The organism is Plesiomonas sp. PI-19, assembly GCF_021368255.1.
GTDB lineage: Bacteria > Pseudomonadota > Gammaproteobacteria > Enterobacterales > CAMTGL01 > Plesiomonas > Plesiomonas shigelloides.
The window spans coordinates 3,345,818-3,363,224 of sequence record NZ_JAJNMQ010000001.1 but is presented as its reverse complement, the minus strand read 5'-3'; the positions used below and the strand labels follow the sequence as shown (position 1 = coordinate 3,363,224).

14 protein-coding genes are annotated in these 17,407 nt (G+C 55.1%); 7 read left to right on the top strand and 7 right to left on the bottom strand.

Features of this window, described 5'->3' with window-relative positions:
* Positions 1-43 precede the first annotated feature (43 nt).
* Both LQ901_RS14935 and fabR read right to left on the bottom strand, forming a co-directional pair.
* Positions 44-403: a YijD family membrane protein gene (locus LQ901_RS14935; RefSeq protein WP_010864842.1), complete on the bottom strand. Its 360-nt coding sequence runs from the start codon at positions 401-403 to the stop codon at positions 44-46.
* A gap of 90 nt (positions 404-493) precedes the next feature.
* A complete protein-coding gene (gene fabR, locus LQ901_RS14930; RefSeq protein WP_010864843.1) occupies positions 494-1,120 on the bottom strand; it encodes an HTH-type transcriptional repressor FabR in 627 nt (208 codons plus the stop codon).
* A 258-nt stretch (positions 1,121-1,378) separates the two neighbouring features.
* On the opposite strand from fabR, the gene sthA reads away from it, so the two are divergent.
* Positions 1,379-2,788, top strand: coding sequence for a Si-specific NAD(P)(+) transhydrogenase (gene sthA / locus LQ901_RS14925; protein WP_064978273.1), 1,410 nt, complete (start codon positions 1,379-1,381; stop codon positions 2,786-2,788).
* Between the two features lie 99 nt (positions 2,789-2,887).
* Here the strand turns inward: sthA and oxyR are convergent, their stop codons facing one another.
* The gene (oxyR, locus tag LQ901_RS14920) at positions 2,888-3,796 is read right to left on the bottom strand and encodes a DNA-binding transcriptional regulator OxyR (RefSeq protein WP_010864845.1); all 909 of its coding nucleotides are present in this window, start codon (positions 3,794-3,796) and stop codon (positions 2,888-2,890) included.
* Between the two features lie 157 nt (positions 3,797-3,953).
* Here oxyR and LQ901_RS14915 point away from each other — a divergent pair, with 157 nt between their 5' ends.
* The 3 genes from LQ901_RS14915 (at position 3,954) to LQ901_RS14905 (ending at position 6,856) form a co-directional block, all read left to right on the top strand.
* Positions 3,954-4,685, top strand: a complete 732-nt coding sequence (locus tag LQ901_RS14915; protein WP_010864846.1) for a glutathione peroxidase — start codon at positions 3,954-3,956, stop codon at positions 4,683-4,685.
* Positions 4,686-4,818: 133 nt separating this feature from the next.
* Positions 4,819-6,267, top strand: a complete 1,449-nt coding sequence (locus tag LQ901_RS14910) for a dihydrolipoyl dehydrogenase (protein ID WP_152135651.1) — start codon at positions 4,819-4,821, stop codon at positions 6,265-6,267.
* Positions 6,268-6,556: 289 nt separating this feature from the next.
* Positions 6,557-6,856: a hypothetical protein gene (locus LQ901_RS14905; RefSeq protein ID WP_010864848.1), complete on the top strand. Its 300-nt coding sequence runs from the start codon at positions 6,557-6,559 to the stop codon at positions 6,854-6,856.
* Between the two features lie 196 nt (positions 6,857-7,052).
* On the opposite strand, the gene argH is transcribed toward LQ901_RS14905, so the two are convergent.
* The 4 genes from argH to argC all read right to left on the bottom strand — a co-directional run bounded on the left by argH (position 7,053) and on the right by argC (position 11,801).
* A complete protein-coding gene (gene argH / locus LQ901_RS14900) occupies positions 7,053-8,447 on the bottom strand; it encodes an argininosuccinate lyase (RefSeq protein WP_152135652.1) in 1,395 nt (464 codons plus the stop codon).
* Positions 8,448-8,569: 122 nt separating this feature from the next.
* Positions 8,570-9,778 (bottom strand): argininosuccinate synthase, encoded by a 1,209-nt coding sequence (locus tag LQ901_RS14895; RefSeq protein WP_010864850.1) that lies wholly within the window; start codon positions 9,776-9,778, stop codon positions 8,570-8,572.
* 155 nt (positions 9,779-9,933) lie between these two features.
* Positions 9,934-10,728 (bottom strand): acetylglutamate kinase, encoded by a 795-nt coding sequence (gene argB, locus LQ901_RS14890; RefSeq protein WP_039046822.1) that lies wholly within the window; start codon positions 10,726-10,728, stop codon positions 9,934-9,936.
* 68 nt (positions 10,729-10,796) lie between these two features.
* Positions 10,797-11,801, bottom strand: coding sequence for an N-acetyl-gamma-glutamyl-phosphate reductase (gene argC, locus LQ901_RS14885; protein ID WP_152136687.1), 1,005 nt, complete (start codon positions 11,799-11,801; stop codon positions 10,797-10,799).
* 371 nt (positions 11,802-12,172) lie between these two features.
* On the opposite strand from argC, the gene argE reads away from it, so the two are divergent.
* From argE to LQ901_RS14870, 3 genes are all read left to right on the top strand, one after another.
* Positions 12,173-13,348, top strand: coding sequence for an acetylornithine deacetylase (argE, locus tag LQ901_RS14880; RefSeq protein ID WP_152136680.1), 1,176 nt, complete (start codon positions 12,173-12,175; stop codon positions 13,346-13,348).
* Between the two features lie 144 nt (positions 13,349-13,492).
* Positions 13,493-16,126: a phosphoenolpyruvate carboxylase gene (gene ppc, locus LQ901_RS14875; protein ID WP_152135653.1), complete on the top strand. Its 2,634-nt coding sequence runs from the start codon at positions 13,493-13,495 to the stop codon at positions 16,124-16,126.
* A 671-nt stretch (positions 16,127-16,797) separates the two neighbouring features.
* Positions 16,798-17,388 (top strand): PadR family transcriptional regulator, encoded by a 591-nt coding sequence (locus LQ901_RS14870; RefSeq protein WP_010864855.1) that lies wholly within the window; start codon positions 16,798-16,800, stop codon positions 17,386-17,388.
* Positions 17,389-17,407: the final 19 nt, after the last annotated feature.

Sequence of the window (17,407 nt, the reverse complement as noted above, 5' to 3'; positions counted from 1 at the left end):
CACTGGTATGCGCGCGTAAGTTCAGCAGAACGTGTCACAGCGCTTATTTTTTACGGTTAATCAAACCCATCTTGTACAAAATCCAGAACAGCAGTGCCATGCACAGCATCAGCGGGACAAAGTTCGAGCCAATCTGCGGATGCTCAACCCGCACCACCACGGAATAGGCCAGCACGCCGAACAGGAAGCTCAAGCCACTCAGCAGCGGGGTCTCATTTTGCAGCGGCGCCGCTACATAACGCTGATACAGGCAATACACGGACAAGCCCAGCGCAATCAGCGGAAACAGGCTAAAGGTCACATGGCTGTTAAACAGAACGCCCACTGACGCATTGCCGCAAAATCCGGTCAGTAACGCAAAAAGCAACGGTTTCAGTTCTTTCTTCTGAGTTTGCTCGTTCATTGTTCTACCCTATTTTCTCTTCGGCTTTTTCTTCGGCATCCGCGTTATGCGTTCTTTTGCCTACTTAGCATAGCGTAATTGGTAGCAGGCTTACTGTGCGGCAGCACGCTTTTCCTGCTCCTTACGATACCAGTATGCACCTTTAGCGATCATGCGCAATTGCAGTACCAAACGCTCTTCCAGCAAATCGCGGTGATGCTCATCCATGTCCAGCGCATCCGCGCCGGCGGTAAATACCAAGGTCACCATCGCCTCGGCCTGCGCATTGGCAAACGGAATCGGCATCTTGGTGTGCTGCACAATGTATTCCGACAGCTCGGCAATAAAGTGCTGAATTTCGCGCGCCACTGCCGCACGAAATGCAGCCGAGGTCCCGGAACGTTCTCGTAATAACAAGCGAAAGACGTTCGGGCTGTTGCAGATAAACTCCATAAAGGTTTCCACCGAAGTGCGCACCACACTGCCGCCGGTGGCAATGCGCTGACGCGCCTGACGCATCAGCTGACGCAGCATCAGACCGCTTTCGTCCACCATGGTCAGCCCCAGCTCATCCATGTCACGAAAATGGCGATAAAACGAGGTCGGCGCAATGCCGGCTTCACGCGCCACTTCGCGCAAACTGAGGCTGGAAAAACTGCGCTCGACACTGAGCTGGCTGAAAGCCGCATCAATCAATGCACGGCGGGTACGTTCTTTTTGTTCGGCGCGAACACCCATAATCGGTTTATCTACTTTGGTCATGATGCAAATCGTTCACTCTTGGTCTTTTCAGTCTACCGTGATCCGCCGAAGCTGCCCATCCGCTTTGTCGGGTTTTCTCCCACCGCGTCATCTTGGTACGGCCGTACAGGCAGCGCGGCCAACAAAAATGCCATTTTGCTCACGCTTTGCTCGTCCTCCCACAAAAGGATGTTGGGCAGGGGTTCGCAACACGTTACCATATTGTTACAACAACCAAAGGATGCGGACGCGGCGATGCAAACAATAACTTCAAGCTGTGATGTGGATGTGGTGGTGATCGGCTCCGGCCCAGCCGGCGAAGGTGCGGCGATGGGGCTGGTCAAACAGGGCTTACAGGTGGCGGTGGTAGAGCGCCACCCCAGTGTCGGCGGTGGTTGCACCCATTGGGGGACCATCCCTTCCAAAGCACTGCGCCAAGCGGTCAGCCGGATCATCGAATTCAACCACAATCCGCTGTACTGCGACAATACCGTGCCACTACGCAGCAGTTTCGCCCGTATTCTAGCCCACGCCCAGCAGGTGATTGGCCAGCAAACACGGATGCGCCAAGGCTTTTATGATCGCAACCACTGCCGATTGTTCTTTGGACAAGCCTCGTTTCTCGATCCGCACACCATTCAGGTGCAACCGACCTCGGGCGCGCCGCAGGTGCTGCGCACCCGCTATGTGGTGATTGCCACCGGCTCCCGCCCGTACCATCCGCAAGGGGTCGACTTTAACCATCCGCGTATTTATGACAGCGATTCGATCCTTTCTTTGCAACACGATCCGCGCCACGTGATCGTGTACGGTGCTGGGGTGATCGGCTGCGAATATGCGTCAATCTTTCGTGGATTAGGGGTCAAGGTGGATTTGATCAACACCCGCGATCGTCTGCTGGCGTTTCTCGATCAGGAGATCTCCGACTCACTCTCCTACCACTTTTGGAATAGCGGCATTTTAATTCGCCACCAAGAGGAGTTTTCCCATATCGAAGGCACTGACGATGGGGTGATTCTGCACCTGCAATCAGGCAAAAAGATGAAAGCCGACTGCCTGCTGTATGCCAACGGACGCACCGGCAATACCGAAGCGCTGGCACTGGAAAATACGGGCCTCAGCGCCGATAGCCGCGGTCAGTTGGCGGTGGATGATAGCTACTGCACCGCCACCGAGCATATCTACGCGGTGGGCGATGTGATTGGCTACCCGAGCCTCGCCTCCGCCGCCTACGACCAAGGGCGCTTAGTGGCACAAGCGATTGGTAAGCATCCTATTCGGCGCAAACGGGCCGAGAACATTCCTACCGGCATCTACACCATCCCCGAAATCAGTTCGGTGGGGAAAACCGAGCAGGAGCTGACCGCGCAGCAGATCCCGTATGAGGTGGGGCGCGCCCAGTTTAAACATCTGGCTCGCGCGCAGATTGCCGGTATGAATGTCGGCAGCCTGAAAATCCTGTTTCACCGTGAGACCAAAGCGATTTTGGGCATTCACTGCTTTGGCGAGCGGGCCTCAGAGATTATCCACATCGGACAAGCGATCATGGAGCAAGAAGGTAGCGCCAACAGTGTGGAGTATTTTATCAATACCACCTTCAACTACCCGACCATGGCCGAAGCCTATCGGGTGGCGGCGCTCAATGGTTTGAACCGATTGTTTTAAGCGTCATAAATTTAAGAATGGCCAAGGCGTGCAGCCACTGCGCTGCACGCGGTTAAACCCCATTTTTAGCTACAACCGTTCTTTGCTTATGAGCGCGGCTTACGAGCGCGACTGCGCTATCACCGTTTGCATCTGCTGGCTGATGGCCTCGGCCAGTTTTTCATAGCGCGCCTTGAGCGGCGAGCCCGGACGATAGACCAAACCGATGGTACGACGCGGCTCAGGATTGTGGCACGGCAAGTAGCAAACCCCGTCGCGCTTGCGCTCCGGCGGCACAGCCAATTGCGGCAGCAAAGTCATCCCCGTACCGGCGGCGACCATGTTACGCAACGTCTCCAAACTGGTGGCGCGAAAATGGGTATCTTCATCAGCGCCGGCGGCAAAGCAAAAGCCCATCGCCTGATCGCGCAAGCAGTGGCCATCTTCCAGCATCAGGATATGTTCACCGGACAAATCGCGCATGTTGATGCTGTCTCGGCTAGACCACGGGTGATCGCAGCACACAGCCAGTTGCATCGGCTCATCAAACAGCGGAATTTCCACAAACGCTTCGGTCTCTTTGACCAACGCCAGCAACACGCAATCCACCTGACCGGCATCCAGTTGCGCCAGCAATTGATGGGTCTGGGCTTCGTGCAGATACAGCTCTAATTTCGGGAAGGTGTGACGCAGCATCGGCACGATGTGCGGTAACAGATAGGGGCCGAGCGTTGGGATCACGCCCATATGCAGCGGGCCGGACATATCTTCGCCCTGCACGCTGGCCATCTCCTTGAGCACTTTCACTTGCCGCAATACCTTGCGCGCCTGCTCCACCAGCAGCAAACCGGACTGGGTAAACAACACCTTACGGCTGGTTCGCTCCAGCAGCATCACGCCCAGTTCATCTTCCAACTTACGGATTTGTCCACTCAAGGTGGGCTGACTGACATAACAGGCCTCGGCCGCTTTGCGAAAGTGTTTATGCTCCGCCAGAGCCACCAGATATTCCAGATCACGAATGTTCATGCGCTTCCAGTTGATAGTGAGAACCTATCGGTAGAATAGCGACAAGTAATTAGATCTATCAATCACCGGATCACATAATGCAACACATCAGATGACGGACACACCGTCATACACCAGAACAGTAAAAGACACACCACGTTATTAGGGGAACTACCGTATGTTTACTGCACGCGAAGGACAAGCTGTACCACAGGTTACATTCCACACCCGTCAAGGCGATCAGTGGGTGAATGTCACCACCGATGAACTGTTTAAGAACAAGACCGTGATTGTGTTCTCGTTGCCAGGCGCATTCACACCAACTTGCTCTTCCAGCCATCTGCCACGCTACAACGAGCTGGCTCCGGTATTTGCCCGTCTGGGTGTGGATGACATCCTGTGTGTTTCCGTCAACGATACCTTCGTGATGAACGCCTGGAAAGATGACCAGAAAGCCGATCGCATCACCTTCATTCCTGATGGTAACGGTGAATTCACCGCGGGCATGGGCATGCTGGTCGAGAAAGAAGAGCTGGGCTTTGGCAAGCGTTCATGGCGTTACTCCATGCTGGTGCGTAACGGCGTGGTTGAGAAGATGTTTGTTGAGCCAGAAGAGCCGGGCGATCCGTTCAAAGTTTCTGATGCAGACACCATGCTGAAGTACCTGTCACCGGAGTATAAAGTACAAGAATCCGTATCCATCATCACCAAGCCAGGCTGTCCATACTGCGCCAAGGCCAAGCAGATGCTGATGGATAAAGGCATCGCCTTTGAAGAGATTATTCTGGGTAAAGACGCGACCACCGTTAGCCTGCGCGCCATCTCTGGCCGCACCACGGTTCCGCAAGTCTTTATCGGCGGTAAGCACATCGGCGGCAGCGACGATTTGGAAACTTACCTGTTCAAGTAATTCCTATAACTCCATACCCGAAAAGCCAACGTAAACTTTTGGCGGGGATTTATCCCCGCCTTTTTTTACCCGCTATTTCGGTAATGCCCCGAATTACCAAGAATAAATACAGCATTAAGGCAAGGATATTTCCATGAAACAATTACAGGTTGATGTGGCTGTGATTGGCGGCGGTACCGCCGGTTTAGGCGCCTATCGCGCCGCTAAAGCGCATACCGCAAGCGTAGTGATGATTGAAGGTGGCCCATACGGCACCACCTGTGCGCGCGTTGGCTGCATGCCATCCAAATTGTTGATTGCCGCAGCAGAAGCGGTACACCACATTGAAAAAGCGCCGGGCTTTGGGATTCACCCTAACGGCAAGCCGCAGATTAACGGCGTGGAAGTGATGGATCGCGTTAAGCGCGAGCGTGACCGCTTCGTCGGTTTCGTGCTGGAAGGCGTCGACAGTATTCCGGCCGAAGACAAAATTGCTGGCTATGCACGCTTTATCGATGCGCACACGTTGCAAGTCGATGACCACACCCAGATTCAGGCCAAGCGGATTGTGATTGCGACCGGTTCACGTCCAAGCTGGCCGGCGGCGTGGAATAGCTTAGGCGATCGCCTGATCATCAACGATGACGTGTTCAACTGGGATACTCTGCCACGTTCGGTGGCCGTGTTTGGTCCGGGCGTGATTGGGCTGGAGATCGGTCAGGCGCTGCACCGTCTGGGCGTGAACGTGGTGATGTTTGGCATGGGCGGTCTGGTGGGCCCACTGACCGACAGCGCGATCCGAGATTATGCTGAGCGTGCGCTGAATCAAGAGTTCTATCTGGACGCCGATGCCAAGGTCGAGCGTATGGAGCGTGAAGGCGAGCAAGTGTTTATCCGCTATCAGGATAAGCAAGGCCAGATGCAGGAAATCCTGGTCGATTACGTGCTGGCCGCCACCGGTCGTCGTCCTAATGTGGATAATCTGGGGCTGGAAAATACCGCGCTGGAATTAGACAGCCGCGGCGTGCCACAGGCCGATCGCTACACCATGCAAACCAGCGTCCCGCACATCTTTATTGCCGGCGATGCCAGCAACCAGCTACCGCTGCTGCATGAAGCATCCGATCAGGCCAAGATTGCCGGTGACAACGCCGGACGCTTCCCAGATCTGCGCGCTGGCCTGCGCCGCAGCGCCATCTCGGTGGTGTTCTCCGATCCGCAAATTGCGATGGTCGGTAGCACCCACCGTGAGCTGACCGCCCGTTACGGCAGCTGCGGCTGCTTTGCCACCGGTGAAGTGTCCTTTGAAAATCAGGGCCGCTCACGGGTGATGCTGCGTAACAAAGGGATGCTGCACGTCTATGGCGAACAAGGCACCGGCCGCTTCCTCGGCGCCGAGATGATGGGCCCCGATGCTGAGCATATCGCGCACCTGCTGGCGTGGGCACATCAACAGCAGATGACCGTAAGCCAAATGCTGGATATGCCGTTCTACCATCCGGTGATTGAAGAAGGGCTGCGCACCGCTCTGCGTGATCTGCAAGCCAAACTGAAACTGGGCCCAGAGATGGTGGCGCACTGCCAGACCTGCCCAGGCGAGTAAGCCTCTGCCCGCCAGCGGGTCAAGTAAGTTAAGACCGTGGCCTACCGACGTTATCCCCTCACTGACGTGGGTAGGCCTCTGAATCAACAGCTGAAATGACCCGTACGGCACTCGCCACTTGCAACCCAACGGTCGGATTTCCCCTAATCTGGCCGTTTTTTCTTATCTACGCCCTGTTATTTCTCATTCAAAAGACTTGAACTGCGCTGTCAGAATTCCTGAATAGCCGCACTGCCAGCCCTTTGCCACAATAGGCATGTCTTAAAAATATTCACTTCGGGGGCACGTCATGATCCCAGCTGCTCATGCACTGATTTATTCCCTGCAACGCTGTCAGAAATTTCAACCCGGCGATCGTTTAGGGATTTTCAGTTTCAAAAAAGACCGCGGCTACTGGCTGGAAAAGTTGGATGACGCTGACGGCTGCTTCAGTTTGGAAGTGTTTGGCTTTATGGATCAGAAAATCCGCTGTCCGTATTCCCAGCTGCGAACAGTGTTAAAACCGGTCATTGCCCGCGAGTTTCCACGCAGCAATAAACTGCACGTTAAGTTTATCCCGGCAGAAGCGCAGCTCGCTTTAGCGTTATAAATTGACGTCATAAGTTGGCCTGAGCGCGCATCAACATAACTCACCGTCTGCCCTGACCTGTCGTAAACCTAACCACAGCAGATCAGCCAATAAAAAAACACGCCCTCTCTTACGCGACGGCGTGTTGTTCGTTGCTTAGTTGCTCGACAGTGCTGTCTATCGTTTTCTTTACTCTTAGCGCGTGACGAATAACGCGTTACTCACTCATAAAGACACGACTGCGCGCTTCTGCAAGCGCGGCTTGAATTTGTGCCGCCGAGACTCCGCCTTTGGCCACGCGCTGATTCAAGCATGCATCCAACGACAACGCAGGATAAACATCGGCGCCAATCAGCGGACAAAAACGCTGTAACTGCACCAACGCCATCTCTTCCAGCGGTACCCCAGCGGCAATGGCCGCCAGCACCACTTCGCCCACGATATGGTGCGCTTCACGAAACGCTATGCCCTTCGCCACCAGATAATCGGCCAGCTCGGTGGCATTGGCATAACCTTGCTGCGCCGCCTCAGCGGTGCGCACCGCGCGCACATGAATGTCTTCCAGCACCAATGCGGCCATATCCAAGCACGTCAGCCAAGTATCTAAAGCATCAAACAGGCCTTCTTTGTCCTCTTGCATGTCTTTGTTGTAGGCCAGCGGTAAGCCCTTGATGGTCATTAAAAAAGCATTGAGCGCGCCACATACCCGACCGGTTTTGCCGCGGATCAGCTCCAAGGCATCGGGGTTTTTCTTTTGTGGCATCAGCGAAGAGCCAGAAGTGACTTTATCGGCCAACTCCACAAAACCGGCCTCTCCACTATTAAAGAAAATCAGATCTTCGGCAAAGCGCGACAGATGCACCATGCTCAGAGCCGCAATCGAGAGCAGCTCCACCACATGATCGCGATCGGCCACCGTGTCCAAACTGTTACGAGTGGCACTGGCAAAGCCCATCAACTGCGCTAACTGCTCACGATCAATGGCATAAGCGGTACCGGCCAGCGCCCCACACCCCAGCGGACTGACATCCATCCGACGCAGTGCATCGCCCAAACGGCTGTGGTCGCGCTCCAACATTTCGACATACGCCAAACACCAATGACCAAAGGTCACCGGCTGCGCGCGCTGTAAATGGGTATAGCCCGGCATCACGGTGTGGGCGTACTGCTCGGCAGTCACTACCAGCGCCTGTTGCAGATGGCGTACCGATTGCTGCAGCAAGGTCGTTTGTTGCTTACACCACAGTTTCAGATCGGTAGCAACCTGATCGTTACGGCTGCGTCCAGTATGCAGTTTTTTGCCCAGATCGCCCACCGCTGCAATCAGCTCCCCTTCCACCCAGCTGTGGATATCCTCGGCGCCAGACGCCAAGATTTGCTTGGGATCAGCTTGTACCCGCGCTTTGAGCGTGCGCAGTGCGCTGTCTAAACGCTGCTGCTCTGCGGGAGTCAGCACGCCAACCCACACCAGTGCCTGCGCCCACGCCAGCGAGCCGTCGATATCCTGCTCGGCTAAGCGATAATCAAAACGCAGGGAATCATTAAACTGTTTAAAGCGCTGATCGGCGCCCTGACTAAAACGTCCGCCCCATAATGCGCCGGTCTGCGTCATCGTCGGTTCCTTTTCCAATGGTCGGTTCTGCTGTGCGATGTGCTGCACTCGTTATTCTCATCGCTATTCTCATCGTTCGCCCAACCTACGTCGGGCGAACGGTCCAGACTCACGCGCCGAACTTACTGGCCGCTCAGAGCCTTGATGCGCGCCGAGAGCGAGTACAGACGGATAAAGCCATCGGCATCACTGTGGTCATACACCTGATCGGCGCCAAAGGTGGCATAGTCTTCGGAATACAGGCTGTTCGGTGAGCGTTTTTGAATGGCGCTGCAGTTGCCTTTATACAGCTTCAGCACCACTTCACCGTTCACATCTTCGGCCAGCACTTTAGCTGCCGCCACCAGCGATTTACGCAGTGGCGTAAACCAACGGCCGTCATACACTACGTGTGACATCTCCAGCCCCAACTGCTCACGCCACTTGAAGCTGTCTTTGTTCAGCACCAGTTGCTCCACCGCGCGCAGTGCCGTCACCATGATGGTGCCGCCCGGGGTTTCATAGCAGCCACGGGACTTCATCCCCACCAGACGGTTTTCCACGATATCCACTCGGCCGATGCCGTGCGGAGCGCCTTTATCATTCAGGTAAGTCAGGCACTGATACGGGCTCATGGCTTTACCATCGACCGCCACCACTTCACCTTTTTCTACCTGCACGGTGACATATTCAGCTTTTTCTGGCGCTTGCTCAGGATCGGTCGTCCATACCCAGCAATCGGCGTTCGATGGATTCCAAGTGCTTTCCAGCACGCCGCCTTCGGTCGAGATGTGCCACGCGTTGGCGTCACGGCTATAAATTTTGGTCAGTGATGCGGTGGTTGGAATATTACGCTCCGCCAGATAGTCAAGCAGCGCTTCCCGTGAGCGCAGATCCCACTCCCGCCATGGCGCCACCACTTTCAGTTGTGGTGCCAGTGCAGCAAAGGTGGTTTCAAAACGCACTTGGTCGTTACCTTTACCGGTACAGCCGTGTGACAGCGCATCGGCGCCAATTTCTAGCGCCAGCTCGACCTGCGCCTTGGCAATGATCGGACGTGCCATCGAGGTACCGAGCAAATAAGTGCCTTCATACAGCGCGCCGGTTTGCAGCGTTGGATAGACATACTCTTTGATGAACTCTTCGCGCAAATCTTTGATGTAGCAGGCAGACGCGCCAGATTTCAGCGCTTTTTCTTCAATCCCGACCAGATCTTCACGCTCTTGGCCGACATCGGCCACAAACGCGATCACTTCGCAGTCATAGTGCTCTTTAAGCCATGGGATGATCGCCGAAGTGTCTAAACCACCGGAGTACGCCAGAACAATCTTGTTGATGCCGCTCTTTTTCATGCTGAATTTCCTTCCGTTGAATTGGCAAAAATCGTGAGTTTTCATCGTGTGGCCACGCCGTGCGCCGCCGGCCACCCGCTAAAGCAAATCTGGTGACGCAGGAAATGCGTCTTATCTGTTCTTACTCTTTGGGCTTGCGCCCTGTGATTAGTCGGCTATGACTCGGCGCTGATCCGAGTACCAATCGCCTCACCATCAAACAGGGCAGGCAGCAGCTCTGGGTAGCGCCAGCTGGCGATATCTACCGGACGCCCCAGTGTTTGCGCCGCGTCCAGCGCGGCACGCACTTTCACGATCATGCCGTCAGTGATGATGCCTTGAGTGATCAGATCCTGCGCCTTCTTGCTCGACAGGTGCGCGATGCGCTGGCCCTTACCATCGAGAATGCCGCTCACATCCGACAGCATCACCAGATCGGCGTGCAGCGTTTCGGCAATCGCGGTAGCCGCTTGGTCAGCATTCACATTCATCAGCTGGCCGCTGGCATCAATACCAATCGAGCTGATGATCGGCAGATAACCGCCACCGAGCAGCAGGTGCAGTAGCGCCGGTGAGCCGGGTTTGGCATCACCCACGCAGCCCAACTCTTCGGCCAACTGGGTCACTTGAGTGATCCCGCCATCGGCGAGGCTCAAGCCCACCGCCGGTAGCTGCTTTTTCACCGCCCATGCCAGTAAGGTCTTATTGGCGGTACCGGCTAACGCGCCGGTGATAATGCCAATTTGCTCCGGCGGGGTGACCCGCAGCCCTTGTTTTTTCTGCACGGGCAGCGCCAGCTTTTTCATCAGGTCATCCACCAAATAACCGCCACCATGCACAATCACCAGCGGACGCGGATGAGTCTGGTGGTAGGTCACCAAGGCGGAAAACAGTTTTTGCAGGGCTTCTTCGCTATCGAGAAGTACGCCGCCTAATTTAATCACTAGCGGGGTTGTGACCGGTGCCGTCATGCTGTGCTCCTTGCTCTCTAAACTGGGTCAATAATTACCGGGAATGGGTCATCGTTAACCGCGACCGGTTACAACAAAGCCTGCGTCTGGCTAAAGCCATAACGCAGATTCAGACACTGCATGGCTTGCGCCGCGGCGCCTTTCAATAAATTGTCTTCGGCCGCCACCACAATCAGATGCTCACCACCACGGGCATAGCCGATATCGCAGTACGGAGTACCAGCCACTGCGCGCACTGACGGCCAACCGCTGTCATACAGCCGCACTAACGGCTGCGCGGCATAGGCGCGATTAAAGGCATCGGCAATCTGCGCATCACTCACCTGCGGCAACAAACGCGCCGTAATAGTGGCGACAATCCCGCGTGGGAAATTGCCCAAATGCGGGGTAAAAATCACCGGAATGCCCAAATGCGCGGCGATCTCCGGTTGATGGCGGTGAGTAAACACGCCATAGGGCTGCAAACTGACCTCACACACATTGCTGCCCAGCGCCGCTTTGCGCCCCGCGCCACTGACCCCACTCACCGCATTAATCACCGGCCACATCTGTGGGTCTAACAGCCCCGCTTCCACCAACGGTTTTAATGCCAATTGCGACGCGGTAGGATAACAGCCCGGCACGGCAATTAACTGCGCGCCAACCAATTCACTGGCCTGCCACTCGGCCAAGCCATACACCGCCTGCTCCAGCCACTGCGAATGCTGATGCTCAAAGCCGTAATAACGGGGATAAAACCCGCTGGCACGCACCCGAAACGCCCCCGACAAATCCAGCACCACACAACCGGCGGCTAAAAATTGCGGCGCTAAGTCATGGCTCACCTCGTGGGCGGTGGCCAAGAACACCACATCGGCGCTGGCCGCCACTGCGGCGACATCACTCAGTGGTTGTAATGGCACATCCAGCACGCCTTTAAACTGCGGATGCAGCGACGACAACAGGCGACCGGCATCTCGGCTGCCCTCAGACACAAATAAACCACCTAAAGTGAGATTTGGATGGCGCAGCACCATGGCTGCCAGCTCTGCACCGGTGTACCCGCTGGCACCGATAATCAGGGTGTTAAGCATCACAACGTTTTCCTGTATCGAAAGAGAAAAAAACAGATTAGCTGGCTGCGGAAGGGATCAATTTCATCGTGCAGAAAATAAGCTGCCGAGGTAAGTTAACGGTATGCACCGTTAGATCCTGCCGCACGAACGGGCTGACTCATCGTCGGAGCGAAGGGAAGGAAATAGACAGTGGTGAGGAGAAAACAGTCCCTATCATAGTCGCGGTCATCCACAAAAAAAGCATTCGGGTTATGACGGTGCCGCACCGGTTTGCCTGTCCTTTTTAGGCTCACCTTGCTTGGCGCATTATCGATTCACATCGAATTTATATTCACATATAGTGCATTAATATATCGATACCATTCAATCAAAGGACTGTCAATCACTGTATGAAATTTCCCCATTTTCTTGAAACGTACCGGGCTCTGATCGCCACGCCGTCCATCAGTGCCAACGACAGTACGCAGGACCAAAGCAACCACCAGTTGATCAGTTTGCTGGCCGACTGGTTCAGTCATTTAGGCTTTACCGTTGAGGTGCAGCCGGTTCCTAATACCCGGCATAAATTCAACCTGCTGGCCACCCTCGGTAGCGGCCCGGGCGGGCTACTGCTGGCCGGTCATACCGATACCGTACCGTTTGATGATGGGCGCTGGAGTAAAGATCCGTTCACCTTAACGGAGGAAAATGGTCGTTTGTATGGATTAGGTACCGCCGACATGAAAGGCTTTTTTGCCTTTATTCTGGAAGCGGTGCGCGAGCTGGATCGCTCGGCGTTGCAGCGCCCACTGCGCGTATTGGCCACCGCCGATGAAGAAACCTCGATGGCCGGTGCTCAGCTGTTTGCCGCCACCACCCAGATCCGCCCGGATTATGCCGTGATTGGTGAGCCGACCTCACTGCGCCCAATTCGCGCCCATAAAGGTCATCTGTCGAACGCCATTCGCATAACTGGGCAATCGGGCCACTCTAGCGATCCCGATCGCGGCGTAAATGCCATTGAATTGATGCATGAAGTGATTGCCTGCCTGTTACCGCTGCGCGATCGGCTGCGTGAGCGTTTTCAGCATCCGCTGTTCACCATTCCCTACCCAACCATGAACCTCGGCCATATTCATGGCGGCGATGCGGCCAACCGCATTTGTGGCTGCTGCGAACTGCATATGGATATTCGCCCGCTGCCGGGGCTGAGTTTGGGTGAGCTGGATGCCTTGTTGCTAGAAGCGCTGCAACCGGTGCAAGCACGCTGGCCGGGACGCTTGTCGATCAGCGCCTTGCACGATCCAATCCCCGGCTACGAATGCCCACCGGACGCGGAGATTGTACGTAGCGTGGAGCGGCTGCTCGGAGAGCCATGCGATAGCGTCAATTATTGTACCGAGGCACCGTTTATCCAGCAGGTTTGTCCAACGCTGGTGCTGGGCCCCGGCTCTATCGAACAAGCGCATCAACCGGATGAATATCTGTCGACCGACTTTATTCTGCCAACCAAAACCTTACTGACGCGCCTGATCACCGAGTTTTGTATCAGTGCCGGCCCCAAGGTAGAAGATGGCGTAATTTAATTTCACATTACCTTGATTTAGCACAAAAGTATGACCTAAGTACGGGCGACGGGCTATTTGACGAACGCCCGACTTCATGGCTAGATAACAGACAGCGCTGTCTGCGTAACGGATGTAGTAAAATTACCAAATGGATGGAGAGCCATGAACGCACAATATGCCGCCATGCGCAGCAACGTGAGTATGCTGGGCAAGCTGTTGGGGGAGACAATCCGCGAGGCCGGAGGTGAATCCCTGCTGGAGCGGGTAGAGACTATCCGCAAATTATCCAAATCCTCTCGTGCCGGCAATGAGCAAGACCGCCGTCAGCTGCTGGAGACCTTGCAAAATCTGTCCAACGACGAATTACTGCCGGTCGCCCGCGCGTTCAGCCAGTTTCTGAATCTGGCCAACATCGCCGAGCAGTACCACACCATTTCACGTAACTGTGAAGCCAATATTTTCTGTCCTGATGCCTTCGATACCCTGTTCAATCATCTGAAAACCGAAGGGATCAGCGAAGACAAGATCCAAGCTGCCGTGGCCCAGCTCTCTATCGAACTGGTGCTGACCGCGCACCCGACCGAGATCACCCGCCGCACCCTCATCCACAAGCATGTGCAGATCAACCGCTGCTTAGATCGCTTAGAGCACGACGATCTTTCCGAGCGTGAGCAAAGCAAAATGCAAAAGCGCCTGATGCAGCTGATTGCACAGGCATGGTACACCGATGAGATCCGCAAAGAGCGTCCAACCCCGCTGGACGAAGCCAAATGGGGTTACGCCGTGGTGGAAAACAGTCTGTGGCAAGGGGTGCCGGAATTCCTGCGTGAATTCGACAGCCGCCTGAAAGAAGCCTTTGGCAGCGGTTTGCCCATTGACGCTATCCCGATCCGCTTTAGCTCGTGGATGGGCGGCGACCGTGACGGTAACCCGTTTGTGACCGCTGACATCACCCGCAAAGCGATGCTGCTCAGCCGCTGGAAAGCCGCCGATCTGTTCTTGCGCGATGTGAATGACCTGATTTCTGAGCTGTCGATGACCGAGTGCAGCCCAGCGCTGCGCGCCGAAGTAGGAGCCGAGGCCGCCGAGCCGTACCGCGTACTGCTCAAGCAGCTGCGTCGCCGTCTGCAAAACACCTTGGATTATCTGGATGCGCGCCTCAAAGGCCAACACGCGACCCCAGATGACATCATCGATTGCAACGAACAGCTGTGGACGCCGCTGTACGCCTGTTACCAGTCACTGAAAGACAGTGGCATGGCCATTATTGCCGACGGCCTGCTGCTGGATACCCTGCGCCGGATCCGCTGCTTTGGCATCCATCTGGTGCGCCTCGATATTCGCCAAGAGAGCACCCGCCACACCGATGCAGTAGCCGAAATTACCCGCTACTTAGGTCTGGGCGACTATGCCCAGTGGAGCGAAGAGGACAAACAAGCGTTCCTGATTAAGGAGCTGACCTCGAAGCGTCCACTGCTGCCACACAGCTGGCAGCCAAGCGCCGACACCGCAGAAGTGATTGAGACTTGCCGCGCGATTGCCGAACAACCGGCCGGTGCGCTGGCCTCCTACGTGATCTCGATGGCCCGTCAGCCATCTGATGTACTGGCCGTCCACCTGCTACAAAAAGAAGCCGGTTGCGCCGTGCACCTGCCGGTCGCGCCGCTGTTCGAAACCCTCGACGATCTGAACCGTGCCGATGAAGTGGTGCGTGCGCTGCTGAATATCGGCTGGTATCGCGGCTTTATTCAAGGCCGTCAGATGGTGATGATTGGCTACTCTGACTCAGCCAAAGATGCTGGCGTGATGGCCGCCTCGTGGGCGCAGTACCGCGCACAAGAAGCCTTGATCAAAACCTGTGAAGAAGCCGGTATCGAGCTGACCTTGTTCCACGGCCGTGGCGGTACCATTGGCCGCGGCGGTGCGCCAGCCCATGCCGCATTGCTGTCGCAGCCGCCAGGCTCGCTCAAAGGCGGCCTGCGCGTGACCGAACAAGGCGAGATGATCCGCTTTAAACTCGGTCTGCCGGAAGTGGCGGTGAACAGCTTGTCGCTGTACACCAGTGCCATTTTGCAAGCCAACTTGTTGCCGCCGCCAGAGCCGAAGCAAAACTGGCGCGACACCATGGATGTGCTGTCAGACGAGTCTTGCCGTGTGTATCGCAGTATCGTGCGTGAACAGCCTGACTTCGTACCGTACTTCCGCGCCGCCACGCCGGAAGGGGAGCTGGCTAAGCTGCCACTGGGCTCGCGCCCATCCAAACGTCGCCCTGATGGTGGCGTAGAAAGTCTGCGCGCGATCCCGTGGATCTTTGCCTGGACCCAGAACCGTCTGATGCTGCCCGCTTGGTTGGGTGCCGGTGACGCACTGCAAAAAGTGATCGACCAAGGCCAGCAAGGCATTCTGGAAGAGATGTGCCGCGATTGGCCATTCTTCTCCACCCGTATCGGCATGCTGGAGATGGTGTTCGGTAAAACCGATTTGTGGCTGACCGAATACTACGATCAACGCTTGGTGGAGCCAGCATTGTGGCCGCTCGGCGAGCAACTGCGTCGTATGCTTAAGCATGACATCGGGGTGGTGCTGGCGATTGCCAATGATGACCATCCGATGGCCGATCAGCCGTGGCTGAAAGAGTCCATCGGCCTGCGTAACATCTATACCGACCCACTGAACGTGTTGCAGGCTGAATTGCTGCATCGCTCGCGTCAGCTGACCGAGTCCGATCCGCAAGTGGAGCAAGCGCTGATGGTGACCATTGCCGGTATTGCCGCCGGTATGCGTAACACCGGTTAAACGCTCGCCGCAGAGCCTGTGGCATTAATCGCTAACCCCGGCATTTTTATCGCCGGGGTTATTTTTTATATATTATTTTATTCCTAGCAATCCCTCGCTTTAGGCAGAAAATTATTCTCTGCTAAAACGCTGCTTATTTCATCACACGATTTTGAGCGTAAAAATATATATCGTTTAAAACGTAATATGTAATATAAATATTTTAATAAATATGCACTGCATTCCAAACTTAGCGCGAATAAACAACGTAAAATAGCCGTAAAAAACAGTTCGATTTTAAACAACACCTTGTAAACAGCGGTTTTCACAGCCTTGTGACGCAATGACAATTATTTGTCGGCACAGTCTCATTTTGTTATCTACAATATATTTTATAGATGAATATCTAATAACTTCATGCTATATCACACGCTGTGCTGTGCATATTCTACATAACACCCATTGCTAAGATTTTGCAATTCGTTGTATGTCATCCTAGTTGCTTATTGACGGAATAACCGATAACCGGCGGTGGATGCTGGTCGGCCAGTTTCGCAATAGGATTTTGTCTACTCAGCATGTTGCCAGACGGGAAGTATCTCGTCCTTCCACGCCAGGGATTTTGTGGAAGTTATTCATAGATATAAGTTGCAGTCAGCGACAGGGAAGCACCAAGAGCAAATGAGGAAATTATGGCTCTCTCACAGGTTATTCTGACACTCCTGAGTCGTCAGGACGCCAGTGGCTATGACATTACCAAAGAATTCAGCCGAGTGGTTGGATTGGTATGGACAGCCAGCCACCAGCAAGTGTATCGCGAACTCAGCCGTCTTGCCGAACAAGGCATGGTGACCAGCCAACTGATCCCGCAAGAAGGCAAACCTGATCGCAAAGTTTACAGCATTACCGATTCTGGCCGTCAGTGCCTGCAAAACTGGCTCAGCACCGCGGTGGAAGAGCGTCCACAGCGCGATGAGTTGCTGGTGCGGATGTTGGCCTGCAGCCACTACCCGATTGCGCCGGTACGTCAGTCACTGACTCAGCAAACGCATCTGCATAACGAGCGTCTGGAGAAATACCAGCTGCTGGCCAACGAGCAATTTGCCGATCCGGACAGCCTCAGCTTGGAAGACAAGCTGACCTATCTGACCCTGCGTCGTGGCATGCTGCAAGAGCAAGCATGGTTGATGTGGGCGGAAGAGGCGCAAAACCTGTTGGCGGAGCTGGAGCTCAATGCCACTCGCGCCCGTCTGGAAAAAGAGTTGGAAGAAAGCTGCTACTAAGCACGGCTGCTACTAAGTA

What these genes read in the sequence shown, in the direction of transcription:
- LQ901_RS14935 (WP_010864842.1), bottom strand. Translation starts at nt 403, where the DNA reads ATGAACGAGCAAACTCAGAAGAAAGAACTGAAACCGTTGCTTTTTGCG.
- LQ901_RS14870 (WP_010864855.1), top strand. Translation starts at nt 16,798, where the DNA reads ATGGCTCTCTCACAGGTTATTCTGACACTCCTGAGTCGTCAGGACGCC.
- argE (WP_152136680.1), top strand. Translation starts at nt 12,173, where the DNA reads ATGAAATTTCCCCATTTTCTTGAAACGTACCGGGCTCTGATCGCCACG.
- argC (WP_152136687.1), bottom strand. Translation starts at nt 11,801, where the DNA reads ATGCTTAACACCCTGATTATCGGTGCCAGCGGGTACACCGGTGCAGAG.
- fabR (WP_010864843.1), bottom strand. Translation starts at nt 1,120, where the DNA reads ATGGGTGTTCGCGCCGAACAAAAAGAACGTACCCGCCGTGCATTGATT.
- sthA (WP_064978273.1), top strand. Translation starts at nt 1,379, where the DNA reads ATGCAAACAATAACTTCAAGCTGTGATGTGGATGTGGTGGTGATCGGC.
- ppc (WP_152135653.1), top strand. Translation starts at nt 13,493, where the DNA reads ATGAACGCACAATATGCCGCCATGCGCAGCAACGTGAGTATGCTGGGC.
- LQ901_RS14905 (WP_010864848.1), top strand. Translation starts at nt 6,557, where the DNA reads ATGATCCCAGCTGCTCATGCACTGATTTATTCCCTGCAACGCTGTCAG.
- oxyR (WP_010864845.1), bottom strand. Translation starts at nt 3,796, where the DNA reads ATGAACATTCGTGATCTGGAATATCTGGTGGCTCTGGCGGAGCATAAA.
- LQ901_RS14895 (WP_010864850.1), bottom strand. Translation starts at nt 9,778, where the DNA reads ATGAAAAAGAGCGGCATCAACAAGATTGTTCTGGCGTACTCCGGTGGT.
- argB (WP_039046822.1), bottom strand. Translation starts at nt 10,728, where the DNA reads ATGACGGCACCGGTCACAACCCCGCTAGTGATTAAATTAGGCGGCGTA.
- LQ901_RS14915 (WP_010864846.1), top strand. Translation starts at nt 3,954, where the DNA reads ATGTTTACTGCACGCGAAGGACAAGCTGTACCACAGGTTACATTCCAC.
- LQ901_RS14910 (WP_152135651.1), top strand. Translation starts at nt 4,819, where the DNA reads ATGAAACAATTACAGGTTGATGTGGCTGTGATTGGCGGCGGTACCGCC.
- argH (WP_152135652.1), bottom strand. Translation starts at nt 8,447, where the DNA reads ATGACGCAGACCGGCGCATTATGGGGCGGACGTTTTAGTCAGGGCGCC.